We start from the raw sequence: 12,972 nt of genomic DNA, 5'->3' as shown, positions 1-12,972 counted from the left end.
GAAATTGGGGATATATATCGCTTTTTGAATAGAGCTACCTTTATACTGTTAATTAAAAACAATAAAAGATGAGTACGATCAATTCAAAATTCGACAACGTTTTAAATGCCTCTGACCAATTTGGAAAAGTAAACCACGAACCGGATTCAAGTAAAGAAGTTCAGATTAACACTCCTGAAAAAACAATGCCTTTCTCCGACCAGATCGGAAATTATCAACGTAATAAAGGAATTCCTTTACAGTCTTATGAAAACAGTAAAATCTATATTGTAGGAAGCGGGATTGCCGGAATGTCGGCAGCTTACTATTTCATCCGTGACGGACGTGTTCCGGGCAAAAACATTATTTTCCTCGATCAGCTAAATGTTGAAGGCGGATCTCTGGATGGCGCCGGTAATGCAAAAGACGGCTATATTATCCGTGGGGGAAGGGAAATGGACATGACCTATGAAAATCTGTGGGATATGTTCCAGGATATTCCCGCTCTTGAATTGCCTGCACCTTACAGTGTACTGGATGAATACCGTCTTATTAATGACAACGACCCGAATTATTCTAAAGCAAGGTTAATTCATAACCAGGGGCAGATCAAGGATTTCAGCAAATTCGGACTTGAGAAAAAGGATCAGCTGGCCATTGTAAAACTGCTGTTGAAGAAAAAAGAAGAGCTTGATGATCTTACGATTGAAGATTATTTTGTAGAATCCTTCCTGAACAGTAATTTCTGGTTCTTCTGGCGTTCTATGTTTGCCTTTGAAAACTGGCACAGCTTACTGGAACTGAAACTTTATATGCACAGATTCCTTCATGCGATTGACGGAATGAAAGACTTTTCATGTCTTGTGTTTCCTAAATACAACCAGTACGATACCTATGTAACTCCATTAAAAAACTTCCTGGTTGAAAAAGGAGTGCAAATCCAGTTTAATACTTTGGTAAAAGATCTTGACATCCATATCAATACGGAAGGAAAAACAGTAGAAGGAATTATTACTGAACAAAACGGAGAGGAAGTAAGAATACCGATTGGTAAAGATGATTATGTTATTGTGACAACCGGATCTATGACAGAAAGTACTTTTTACGGAGACAACAATACCGTTCCTGAAGTTACTATAGACAACAGCAGTGCAGGACAAAGCGCAGGCTGGAAACTGTGGAAAAATCTTGCTGCGAAATCTGAAGTTTTCGGGAAACCTGAAAAATTCTGTAGTCACATTGAAAAATCTTCATGGGAATCTGCAACTTTAACGTGCCGTCCTTCCGCATTTACGGAGAAACTGAAAGAAATGTGTGTGAATGATCCTTATTCCGGAAGAACTGCTACAGGAGGAATCATTACGATTACAGACTCTAACTGGGTAATGAGTTTTACCTGCAACAGACAGCCTCACTTCCCAACCCAGCCGGATGATATATTGGTGGTATGGGTATATGCCTTACTGATGGATAAAGAAGGTAATTATATCAAAAAAACAATGCCTCAATGTACCGGAAATGAGATTCTTGCCGAGCTATGTTATCACTTAGGAATAACAGATCAGCTGGATAACGTGATAGAAAATACAATTGTACGTACTGCATTTATGCCTTATATCACTTCTATGTTTATGCCGAGAGCGCAGGGAGACCGTCCGAGAGTAGTTCCTGAAGGATGTACCAACTTAGGTCTTGTAGGACAGTTTGTAGAGACCAATAATGATGTTGTATTCACTATGGAAAGTTCTGTGAGAACAGCAAGAATAGCCGTTTACAAACTTCTGAATCTTAACAAACAGGTTCCGGACATCAATCCGTTACAGTATGATATCCGACATTTACTAAAAGCTACCCAGGCTCTAAATGACTACAAACCTTTCTTAGGAGAAGGTATTATAAGAAAAGTATTAAAAGGAACTTATTTTGAACATATTCTGGTCAACCGTCCTGAAGAGAAAGAAGAACACGAATCTTTCATCATGGAACAGGTAGGCAGATTCCAGGAATGGGTCAAAGGGGTGAAGGGATAGTGAATTTGTTAGAAAATATAAACTAGCAAAAATCCAACATAAGATTGCTGCTCCTTCAGTTTGCGATGATATTATTTACCAATAAAAAAGCAGGACTTAGATTAAGTCCTGCTCTTTTTATGATCTGTTCCTTACAATTATTAAGGTTTAAAAGAATCTTTCAATGTTACTGTACGGTTAAATACCATAGTTTCATCTGTAGAATCCTGATCTTTTGTAAAATATCCTATTCTCTGGAACTGAAGAGGCTCACCCACAGCAACATCTTTAAGGCTTGGCTCAACAAAACCTTTCACGGTAGCCATAGATTCAGGGTTGATGAAGTTTAGGAAATCAACATCTTTCTCAGCATCAGGTTGTTCTACTGTAAACAGTTGATTGTAGATTCTTACTTCTACAGGAATTGCATGTTTAGCAGATACCCAGTGTAGAGTTCCTTTTACTTTTCTTAAACTTTCTTCTGTTCCGCTTCCGGATTTACTCTTCTCATCGTAAGTAGCATAGATGGTCGTGATCTCTCCATTCTCATCTTTCTCTACTCTTTCAGCTTTGATGATATAAGCTGATTTCAAACGAACTTCTCCGCCTAATTTCAGTCTGAAGAATTTATTGTTAGCTTCTTCTTTGAAGTCTTCACGCTCAATATATAATTCTCTTGAGAAAGGAACTTCTCTTGTTCCCGCATTTTCCTGCTCTGGATTATTTTCAGTCTCTAACCATTCTTCTTTGTCTTCAGGATAGTTTTCGATCACTAATTTTACAGGATCCACAACAGCCATTACACGTTTTGCTACCTTATTAAGATCTTCACGTACACAGAAGTCCAGCAATTGAATTTCGATAAGATTTTCTCTTTTCGCAACCCCTACTTTATCAATAAAGTTTCTGATGGAAGTTGGAGTAAATCCTTTTCTTCTCATCCCTGAAATAGTAGGCATTCTAGGATCATCCCATCCGGTTACCACCCCTTCTGCTACCAATCTCTGAAGCTTTCTTTTGGAAGTAATCATATAGGAAACGTTCATTCTCGCAAATTCTCTCTGCTTGTTTTTAACCCTTCCTTCTTCATAAACCTGATCTAAATACCAGTTGTATAAAGGTCTGTGGTTTTCAAACTCCAAAGAACAAAGCGAGTGTGAAATTTGTTCAATATAATCGGATTCACCATGAGCCCAGTCGTACATCGGATAGATTTTCCATGCAGTACCTGTTCTGTGGTGAGGTTTGTTCAAAATTCTGTACATCACAGGGTCACGCATATTCATGTTGGGGGAAACCATATCGATTTTTGCACGAAGAGACATTGAACCACTTTCAAATTCTCCGTTTTTCATCCTTTCGAATAAATCTAATGATTCTTCAACGGGACGGTTTCTGTATGGAGATTCAATTCCCGGTTCTGAAGGATTTTTTCTTTGCTCAGTAATCACTTCAGACGGCTGCTCATCTACATAAGCTTTTCCTTCTTTAATTAACTGAACTGCCCAATCGTAAAGCTGCTGGAAGTAATCGGATGCATACAAAACTTTATCCCATTTGAAACCTAACCATTCAACGTCTTTCATAATAGAATCTACGAATTCCTGCTCTTCTTTCTCAGGGTTCGTATCGTCAAAACGAAGGTTTACAGGAGCATTGTATTTTTCACCCAGGCCGAAGTTAATGCAGATAGCTTTTGTGTGCCCTACATGCAGATAACCATTGGGTTCAGGTGGAAAACGGAAACGGATCTGATCTCTTTTCAGACCGTTTGCCATATCATCTTCTATAATTTGCTCAATAAAATTGAGTGATTTTTTTTCTTCTTCCATTAAAGTAGCTTTTATTTTTTAGCAAAAAAAGTTTCACAAAGTTACGGAAAAATAAGCGTTTGTAAAAGTGATAATTTAAAAGCCTTATCCTTTGTATTTCAGTAATTTTCATTAATTTCGGAAAGCTAAAACCATTTAACCAATTAACAATCATGGCCGTTTATATCTTAAGTAACCGGAAGATCGTTCGTCATAAAGGTGAAAGAGTAGATTCTTTTTCCAATGATGAATATTCAATTCCCAATTTCAGAATCGCGAAATGTGATTTTGACAACTACAAAGAGCCCACTGCTCAAGCCAAAAAGAAAAAAGACTACACCAACAGGAATATTTTAAACTATAAGTTTTTCTCCGAACCCGAAAAACAGGGTTATGAAGAAGTTTTGGATGTTCTTCTGAGTGAAAAAGGGATTAAAAGATCTCCTCTTACAGCCAATAATCTCGGTGGAACTCAAAGAATGTTCTATGAACTGTACAAAAACATGTCTTCCACTAAAGACAGAAGTGATGTTCTGATATTCATCCACGGTTATCTGTATGATTTTGATGATGAATTAAAGGCTATTCTTGATCTTAAGAAAATATTCATTGATAATCCGGCATCTCCTGTAGAGCATATTTTATTCGTAAGCTGGCCTGCCTCAGGAAGTATTATTCCATTGAGTTATTTTGATGATAAGGCTTCCAGTATCAATTCCGGAACATCTCTGATGAGGTTGTTTTATTTCTACACCCAATTTTTAAAAGACATCTTTTCCAACCGGGATCTTGCACCCTGCAATCAAAGAATTCATCTTATGGCTCATTCCCTGGGAAACAGAGTACTTCAAAGCATGTTATATAGTCTTAAAAGGGAAAATATACTCCGTGTTATCGATCAGGTTTTACTGCTGAATGCGGATGTCAGCTATAAAGTATTTGAAGATTCTGAAGATTCTTATAATAAACTGCCATTACTCGCCAACCGAATTTCTATTTACCTGAACAGACAGGACGCGGTTTTGGGAATTTCTCAGTTTACAAAAAATATTCTTACCCCAAGACTTGGTAAAAACGGACCAAGTGATATTAGTGATTACAAAGATATTGTTTCTATTATCGACTGTACATTTGTAAAAGATGACCTTCTGAACAGTTTCAAATATGAAGTGGGAAACCACTGGGGATACCTCTCCAGCTCGCAGGTACAGACCGATATCTTTCAGACTTTAAACGGAATAGACAGAAATCTTATCACCAACCGAACTAGGGATAACGAAAACATTTTCACAATTATTTCTTAATAAGTAATTAAAATAATTCTTAAAAAAAGAACTTTATGTTAAAATTAGCCCGATGCAGCAGTATGGCATAATGATTGCTAATTCATACATTAGGGAATTACAATTTTTAATTATGGGACAGATTAAAAAAAGGTTTTCTGATATATTAAACTATATAAAGAAAGCTATTTTCGTAAAAGATGTGATTTAATTGTGTAACAACCTCTAAATCAACAAAGTATTCGATCCACCACTACCAGGTTTTTCCTACAGACCGGATTAAAAACATTTTAAATATTCTGAACAGGAAGGGATTACTTGTAGAAAAACAGAAACCAACCCAATTCATATTCAATACTATACAAACATTTCAGAGGAATTGTTAAATATTATTAAATAATTCCCCACTTGTTGTATAATTGAAAAAAGTTTTCGACATTTACTTATCAATCAAATAAAATTAATATCATGAAAAATCTAAAGAAAATCAAAAGAGGAGAATTAAAAACGATCAAAGGAGGAAGACCGCCACTTGGGTGTAACAGCTGGAATCCGGTTGCGATGTGCTGCAGATCATGGGGGCCTGACTATTGCGGCCAGACCACATGCCCGGATTCACCTCCACCATTATGTTAATTAACTTTTCAGTTATATTTTTTGAACCATAGCAGCTCATTTCTGAGTTCTAGATCGGATTCAAAATTATTTACAAATAAAGCTCCAGTGCCTAAACCTTGAGGCATTGGATTTTTTTTGGTAAATGTATATTGGGCAATGGCATTCAATCCAATATTGCTTTCCAAAGCTGAAGTGATCCACCAACCTATATTTAGAGTCTCTGCAAGAGAAATCCATTCATCCGAACCGCAAAACCCTCCTACCAATGCAGGTTTCAAAATAATATATTGCGGCTGTATTTTTTCTAAAAGTTTTTTCTTTTCTTCAGGATCAATAATTCCAATGAGTTCTTCGTCCAAAGCTATCGGAGTGGGAGTTTTTGCACACAATTCTGCCATATCATCCCAGTTTCCGGCTTTGATAGGCTGTTCAATGGAATGAATATGAAGATCTGCCAATTGCTGTAAAACAGTAACGGCCTTTTCTTTGCTGAATCCTCCATTGGCATCCACACGAAGCTCCAGCTGATCTTTAGAAAATTTCTCTCTTAATTTCTGGAGAATAATATGCTCAGATTCCCAATCGACCCCGATTTTTAATTTAATACAATGAAATCCTTTTTCCAGTTTCTCCTGAATCTGTTCTTCCATGTACCCAACTTCTCCCATCCAGATCAGGCCGTTGATGGTAATCGCTGATTTACCTTCAGTGAATTCGCTTGGAAAATATATACTATCACCATGTTTCAGGTTCTGGACAGCCTGTTCATACCCAAACCAGATGGATGGAAACTCTTTCAGTTCTTCTTCCAAAAAAGATGCATCCTGATTGATATTTTCGCAAAGCCATTTCAGTTTTTCTTCATAGTCGGCTCTGTCATCAAAACTCAGTCCTCTGAAAATAGCACATTCTCCTACTCCTTTTCTTCCGTTTTCCGAAATAGTGAGGATGAAGGTTTCCTTATCAAGCAAAACGCCGCGAGATGTTCCACTCGGGCGTTTAAATTGTAATAAATATTGTAAATAATTTGCTTCCATTTATTTTACACTGTCGATACGCATGAATTCTTCTGCTTTCTCTACCATGTCTATACTTCCACAGAAGAACGGAATTCTCTGGTGAAGTTCTGTAGGTTCTATTTCAAGAATTCTTCTAAACCCGTCAGTTGCTTTTGCTCCTGCCTGTTCTGCAAGGAATGCCATAGGATTACATTCATATAACAGTCTTAATTTACCATTTGGAGCCTGTGAGTAAGAAGGATAGATGTAAATTCCTCCTTTCAGCATATTTCTATGAAAATCTGCTACTAAAGAACCGATATATCTTGAAGTATAAGGACGGTCTCCTTCTTCCATCTGGCAATATTTAAGGTAATTTTTTACTCCCTGAGGAAATTTGATATAATTTCCTTCGTTGATAGAATAAATTTTACCTGTTTTCGGGAAAGTCATGTTAGGATGAGAAAGATAATATGTTCCTAGAGAAGGATCCAACGTAAATCCGTTTACTCCGTTTCCTGTTGTATAAACAATCATTGTAGAAGAACCGTAAATAACATATCCCGCTGCAATCTGATTGATTCCTTTCTGTAAAAAGTCTTCCAGCTGTACAGGAGTTCCAGGTTCAGTAACTCTTCTGTAGATAGAGAAAATAGTTCCTACTGAAACATTTACATCAATATTGGAAGATCCGTCCAAAGGATCAATCAATACAACATATTTACTTAAATGTCCATTTTCACCACATTTAATATCAATAAAATCATCATTTTCCTCAGACGCAATACCGCAAACAACCTCTCTTTGAGACAAAGCCGTAATAAAAATTTCATTCGCAATCACATCCAGTTTCTGCTGTTCTTCACCCTGAATATTCTGGTTTCCGGCAGCTCCTGTAATATCTACAATTCCGGCTTTATTTACTTCTCTGTTTACCACTTTCGAAGCCAATCTTATTGCGCTCAGAAGACGAGAAAATTCACCTGTAGAATATTGAAAATCGTCCTGTTTATCTATAAGAAATTCTCCTAAAGTCTGTAATGGTTGATTTGACATATTTTTCTTTTTACGTTTTGCCCAAATTTCGGAAAATTTATCGCATTAAGAAAATTTAATTACAAAAGAGCTTATTAACTGTATTCCAACACGATACAAATAAAAACAAGCACAACACAGTGCGGTTATTAAAAATAATGTCTCCGGATTTGTTATACCAGAGACTGGAAAAATTCAAATTATTTCATTAATTGTTGATTTTAAGGAAATCTTAATTCGATCTCCGGGTCAGGCTATTTCATATCTCGTTGTAAATTTATAATTTTGACGTCCGTAAAAAACTCATGTAATTTTTTATCTAACAATTTTATTTTTAACAATTTAATGAAAATTTTCAAGTTTGGTGGAGCATCTGTAAAAGATGCCGAAAGTGTGAAAAACGTGTCTATGGTTCTAAAAAGCCAGGGATTTGCCAAATGTTTGCTGGTGATATCAGCAATGGGCAAGACGACAAACGAGTTGGAAAAAGTTGTAGAACTTTATTTCAAAAAAGATAACTATCAAACTGAGATTGAAAAGATAAAACGAAAACACATGGAGATTGCGGAAGGTCTTTTTCCTGAAAATCATGCGGTTTTTGCAGAAATCAATCTCTTTTTCGATGATATTGATTCTTTTTTAAGAAGAAATAAGTCTCCCAACTACAACTTTGTTTACGATCAGGTAGTAAGCTGCGGAGAAATGATTTCCACGAAAATCCTGAGTGAATATCTGAATGAAATTCAATTTACCAATCAATGGCTTGATGCCAGAGATTATGTGAAAACGGATAATTCATATAGAGAAGGTACGGTAGATTGGGTAAGAACTGAAGAATTTATTTCTAATCTGAATCCTGAGATCTGCTATGTAACCCAGGGATTCATTGGTTCTGACGAAAACAATTTTACGGTAACATTAGGAAGAGAAGGTTCAGACTATTCTGCTGCTATTTTTGCTTATTGCTTAAATGCTGAAGCGATGACGATCTGGAAAGATGTACCGGGAGTAATGACAGGAGATCCAAGAAAATTCAATGACGTTTCTCTTCTTTCCAACATCTCTTATGAAGAAGCGATTGAAATGGCTTATTACGGAGCAAGCGTTATTCACCCGAAAACATTACAGCCATTACAGCAAAAAAGTATTCCTTTTTATGTAAAATCTTTCGTAGATCCTACTAAAGAAGGAACCAAAGTAGGTGCTTCCGACAAAAACCAACAGGAAGAATCTTATATTCTAAAAGAAAATCAGGATCTTCTGAAAATATCAACAAGAGATTTTTCTTTTATTGCAGAAGACCATATGAGCTTAATTTTTGGATATCTGTCTAAATATAAGATCAAGGTTTCTCTGATGCAGAATTCTGCTATCTCACTGGCATTGTGCCTGGAAGATAAATTTAATCATATAGATGAACTCAATCAGGAGCTTCAAAAAATTTTTAAAACCGAAGCAATTAAAAATGTATCTTTATTCACAGTAAGAAATGCGAAGATGGATCACATTGATAAATTTTACCATGAAAAAAATGTATTATTGGAACAAATTTCCAAGAATACTCTTCAAATGGTAACACAATAATATTAATTGCGACTAAACACACATGAGTTTAATTTCGAAAAACGATCTGATCAAAGCTTCCGGCTTAAGTAAACTTGGGTTCCTCAAGAATCCGGTAGCATCTGCTGTGATGAGCATTGCTAAAATAAACGAAGTAAATAAATTATACGACAAACTAAAAGATAAGGAAGGCAAAGACTTTTTCGACTCATTTGTAAGAGAAAGAAACCTAAGCTATGTAGCTTTTGAAGAAGATCTGGCAAAGATTCCGAAAACGGGACCGTTTATTCTGGTTTCAAACCACCCGCTGGGTGCAATTGACGGAATTTTGATGTGCAAGGTCTTATCAGAGGTTCGCCCGGATTTCAAGGTAATGGGAAATTTCCTTTTGGAAAAGATCAAACCAATGGAACCGTTTGTAATCGCTGTAAATCCTTTTGAAAACAGAAAAGAAGCTTACAGCAGCTCTTCAGGAATGCGTGAAACACTCAAGCATTTACAAAACGGAGGCTGTGTAGGCATTTTCCCGGCAGGAGAAGTTTCCAACAAGAACAATCCTTACGGAGAAATTTTAGATAAGGAATGGGAAAAAACGGCACTTAAGCTTATAAGAATGGCTAAAGTGCCGGTAGTTCCTATGTATTTCCATGCTAAGAACAGCCGTCTTTTTTATCAAGTGGCTAAGCTTCATCCGAATTTGCAGACTTTGATGCTTCCCGCAGAAATGATGAATGACAGAGAAAAACCTATCAGAATCAGAATCGGGCGCCCAATCACTGTAAAGGCAATGGATGACATGGAAACAATTGAGGAATTGGGAGAGTTTCTGAAACGTAAGGTTTATATGATGAAATCTTACTATGAAAAAAGAAAATCTCTTGCTCAAAGCATCAATCTTCAGAATTTATCTGTGAAGTTTCCTTTATTGAAAGAAGAAAATATTGTTCAGAATATCATTGATGAAACACCTCTGGAAGACATCATTAAAGATGTTGATAAATTGAGAGGAACTGACAAAATGCTGTTCAGTAACGGAAATTACGAAATCTACTTTACGACTTACGAGGAAATCCCTTCTATTATGAGGGAAATCGGACGTCAGAGAGAGCTTACTTTCCGTGCGGTAGGTGAAGGAAGTAATCTTCCATTTGACCTTGATGAGTATGATAAGCATTACCACCATCTTTTCCTTTGGGACAATGGTGAGAAAAAACTGGCTGGTGCTTACAGAATGGCATTGGGTAGAGAGGTCATGAAGAAATATGGCATCAAAGGCTTCTATACAAGCTCTTTATTTGAGTTTGAACAGGATATTCACCCTTTCTTTAAAAAGGTAATTGAAATGGGCCGTGCTTATATCTGCCAGGAATATCAGCAGAAACCGCTTCCACTCTTCCTTTTATGGAGAGGGATTGTACATGTATGCCTGAGGAATCCTGATCATAAATTCCTTATGGGCGGTGTAAGTATTTCGAATAAATTTTCGGAATTTTCAAAATCTCTGATGATTGAATTTATGCGTTCCAATTATTTTGATTCTGCAGTAGCACAATATATCACTCCAAGGAATGAATATAAGGTAAAGCTTCGTGACAGGGATAAAAATATTTTCTTTGAGGAAATGGAATCTGATCTTAATAAACTGGACAAAATTATTGATGATCTTGAGCCTGAATTGAGACTGCCTGTTCTGATCAAAAAATACATCAAGCAAAATGCAAAAGTAATTGCATTCAACGTAGATCCGAACTTCAATGATGCGATAGACGGATTGATGTATATCCGAATCAGTGATCTTCCGGAAAACACGATCAAACCGGTATTGGAAGAGATGAGTGAGCAGATCAGAAAGGAGCAGGAAAATAATCCGGCTGATAATCAGTAAGTTTTTAACTTTATTCAAAAAAAGTACGATGAATACTTGCTTTGTATACTAAAACTTACTACTTTTGCATCACTTTAAAACAACGAAGTAATAAACAAAAACATAAATGGTTTCTTAGCTCAGTTGGTAGAGCAATGGATTGAAAATCCATGTGTCCCTGGTTCGATTCCTGGAGAAACCACTTGAAAACCTCTAATTCAGTTTAGAGGTTTTTTTGTTTTTATATACCTCTCTTTTCCTCCTAATATTTCCCAAGAATATTGAAAAACGATGATTTAAACCTATTATACTTTTAGACAACGAATCTGTTCAAAAAAATAAAAATTAATCAAAAAGATGGGAATTAATTTTTTATTTGATCGGTAAAACTTAATTTAGTATTGTAAACCAAATTACAAATACTATTATGAGAATAAAATTATTTGCCGATACTTTTCTGGGTGTCGCTCTGCTTGTTTTTCAATCCTGTGCAGAAACACCTATGGTAACAGAGGACACTGCTGCTGCACAAAAAAATGTCTCAGCATTAAAGAACGCATCGTCCTTCAATGTACCTGTTGCCGGGAATTCTTTTTTTACAGTAAAACCTTCGGGAGCCAACGAAGTGATCACTTCCTCCAATTTAGGTAACTGGACCAACTCCTCAACTGTTATCAGCACTTATTTCAGAGTGAGCAATACAGGAACATTAAACATAGGATTAAAAGCTTCTGTTCCTTCAGGTACAAGTGTTGTAAAAGTAACTGTGGGCAGCACATCCAAAAATATTACTTTAACGGGATCGGCCTATACAGATTATACTGTTGGAGATTTTACCGTTTCTACTCCGGGTTATGTAAAAGTTGATCTTCAGGGTATTTCTAAAACCGGTGGATACTTTGCAGATGTTACGGATGTTACTTTCAGCGGTACAGCTTCTACAGGCACCAATGTTTACAGTAATGATCCTTCTTACTATTATTGGTCGCGCAGAGGACCTTCCTGCCATCTGAACTATGTAATTCCAACTACCAATAATGTCAGCTATTATTACAACGAAGTAACAGTTCCTGCAGGAGAAGATAAAATTGGTTCTTATTTTATGGCTAATGGTTTTAGTGCAGGCTATTTTGGAATGCAGGTGAATTCTGATACAGAAAGAAGAATTTTATTCTCTGTGTGGAGCCCATTTGATACTGATGATCCGAATAATATTCCTCCTGACCATAAAATTATTCTGAACAGAGCAGGTGCTGGAGTAACAATTGGAGAATTTGGTAATGAGGGTTCTGGTGGACAAAGCTATTATAAATACAACTGGAGTGCAGGACAAACCTATAAATTCTTATTAAAAGGCGAACCGGACGGAACCGGGAAAACAGATTTTACAGCCTGGTTTTTATCACCTGATACAACAACATGGAAACTGATCGCCAGCTGGAAGCGACCTCAAACCAGTACTTATCTTAAAAGCTTCTATAGCTTCGTTGAAAATTTCAATCCTGAAAATGGATATCAGGGCAGAAAAGCAGAATTCAAAAATCAATGGGTAAGAACTTCAAACGGCGACTGGATCGCTGTTTCGGGAGCAAAGTTTAGTGTAGATAATACCTATAATGCAAAACAAAGAATAGATGCAATGGGAGGAACAGCCGGCAATGCTTTCTTTTTACAAAATGGAGGATTTTTTAATACAACTGTTGCACCCGGCACACAGTTTTCTGTTACAGCACCTTCGCAAGCTCCTAATATCGATTTTTCAACACTTCCTTAAAGTTATAACTTAAAAATAAAAGGCCAGTTCCTAACATA

Annotated in this window: 9 protein-coding genes and 1 tRNA gene; 7 read left to right on the top strand and 3 right to left on the bottom strand. The window is 36.5% G+C overall.

The window, feature by feature from the left end; genetic code table 11:
* The first annotated feature begins 68 nt into the window (after positions 1-68).
* Positions 69-2,009 carry an oleate hydratase gene (locus LC457_RS07515; protein WP_223599286.1) on the top strand — a complete coding sequence of 647 codons (1,941 nt, stop codon included), beginning with the start codon at positions 69-71 and terminating at the stop codon, positions 2,007-2,009.
* Between the two features lie 140 nt (positions 2,010-2,149).
* Here LC457_RS07515 and LC457_RS07510 read toward each other — a convergent pair whose 3' ends face one another.
* Complete coding sequence (locus LC457_RS07510) at positions 2,150-3,820, bottom strand: glutamine--tRNA ligase/YqeY domain fusion protein (protein ID WP_223599285.1); 1,671 nt, start codon at positions 3,818-3,820, stop codon at positions 2,150-2,152.
* Between the two features lie 152 nt (positions 3,821-3,972).
* Between LC457_RS07510 and LC457_RS07505 the strand changes: the two genes are divergently transcribed.
* Together LC457_RS07505 and LC457_RS07500 are read left to right on the top strand one after the other, a co-directional pair.
* Entirely contained in the window at positions 3,973-5,103 is a 1,131-nt protein-coding gene (locus LC457_RS07505; protein WP_223599284.1) for an alpha/beta hydrolase, read from the top strand.
* Positions 5,104-5,550: 447 nt separating this feature from the next.
* On the top strand, positions 5,551-5,718 hold the full coding sequence (locus LC457_RS07500) for a hypothetical protein (protein ID WP_156118473.1): 168 nt from the start codon (positions 5,551-5,553) through the stop codon (positions 5,716-5,718).
* An 8-nt stretch (positions 5,719-5,726) separates the two neighbouring features.
* On the opposite strand, the gene menC is transcribed toward LC457_RS07500, so the two are convergent.
* Together menC and fbp are read right to left on the bottom strand one after the other, a co-directional pair.
* Positions 5,727-6,737: an o-succinylbenzoate synthase gene (gene menC / locus LC457_RS07495; RefSeq protein ID WP_223599283.1), complete on the bottom strand. Its 1,011-nt coding sequence runs from the start codon at positions 6,735-6,737 to the stop codon at positions 5,727-5,729.
* Complete coding sequence (gene fbp, locus LC457_RS07490) at positions 6,738-7,754, bottom strand: class 1 fructose-bisphosphatase (protein ID WP_213280267.1); 1,017 nt, start codon at positions 7,752-7,754, stop codon at positions 6,738-6,740.
* A gap of 324 nt (positions 7,755-8,078) precedes the next feature.
* Between fbp and LC457_RS07485 the strand changes: the two genes are divergently transcribed.
* The 4 genes from LC457_RS07485 to LC457_RS07470 all read left to right on the top strand — a co-directional run bounded on the left by LC457_RS07485 (position 8,079) and on the right by LC457_RS07470 (position 12,934).
* Positions 8,079-9,317, top strand: coding sequence for an aspartate kinase (locus tag LC457_RS07485; RefSeq protein ID WP_223599282.1), 1,239 nt, complete (start codon positions 8,079-8,081; stop codon positions 9,315-9,317).
* Positions 9,318-9,339: 22 nt separating this feature from the next.
* Positions 9,340-11,181, top strand: a complete 1,842-nt coding sequence (locus LC457_RS07480) for a lysophospholipid acyltransferase family protein (RefSeq protein ID WP_142718592.1) — start codon at positions 9,340-9,342, stop codon at positions 11,179-11,181.
* A 108-nt stretch (positions 11,182-11,289) separates the two neighbouring features.
* Positions 11,290-11,362: transfer RNA gene (locus LC457_RS07475), tRNA-Phe, on the top strand.
* Positions 11,363-11,587: 225 nt separating this feature from the next.
* On the top strand, positions 11,588-12,934 hold the full coding sequence (locus LC457_RS07470; protein ID WP_223599281.1) for a DUF3472 domain-containing protein: 1,347 nt from the start codon (positions 11,588-11,590) through the stop codon (positions 12,932-12,934).
* The last annotated feature ends 38 nt before the right edge of the window (positions 12,935-12,972 follow it).

Source organism: Chryseobacterium sp. GVT01B, assembly GCF_019970045.1.
Taxonomy (GTDB): Bacteria; Bacteroidota; Bacteroidia; order Flavobacteriales; family Weeksellaceae; genus Chryseobacterium.
This window is presented reverse-complemented; position numbering and strand designations above follow the sequence as displayed.

What these genes read in the sequence shown, in the direction of transcription:
- LC457_RS07515 (WP_223599286.1), top strand. Translation starts at nt 69, where the DNA reads ATGAGTACGATCAATTCAAAATTCGACAACGTTTTAAATGCCTCTGAC.
- LC457_RS07510 (WP_223599285.1), bottom strand. Translation starts at nt 3,820, where the DNA reads ATGGAAGAAGAAAAAAAATCACTCAATTTTATTGAGCAAATTATAGAA.
- LC457_RS07505 (WP_223599284.1), top strand. Translation starts at nt 3,973, where the DNA reads ATGGCCGTTTATATCTTAAGTAACCGGAAGATCGTTCGTCATAAAGGT.
- LC457_RS07500 (WP_156118473.1), top strand. Translation starts at nt 5,551, where the DNA reads ATGAAAAATCTAAAGAAAATCAAAAGAGGAGAATTAAAAACGATCAAA.
- menC (WP_223599283.1), bottom strand. Translation starts at nt 6,737, where the DNA reads ATGGAAGCAAATTATTTACAATATTTATTACAATTTAAACGCCCGAGT.
- fbp (WP_213280267.1), bottom strand. Translation starts at nt 7,754, where the DNA reads ATGTCAAATCAACCATTACAGACTTTAGGAGAATTTCTTATAGATAAA.
- LC457_RS07485 (WP_223599282.1), top strand. Translation starts at nt 8,079, where the DNA reads ATGAAAATTTTCAAGTTTGGTGGAGCATCTGTAAAAGATGCCGAAAGT.
- LC457_RS07480 (WP_142718592.1), top strand. Translation starts at nt 9,340, where the DNA reads ATGAGTTTAATTTCGAAAAACGATCTGATCAAAGCTTCCGGCTTAAGT.
- LC457_RS07470 (WP_223599281.1), top strand. Translation starts at nt 11,588, where the DNA reads ATGAGAATAAAATTATTTGCCGATACTTTTCTGGGTGTCGCTCTGCTT.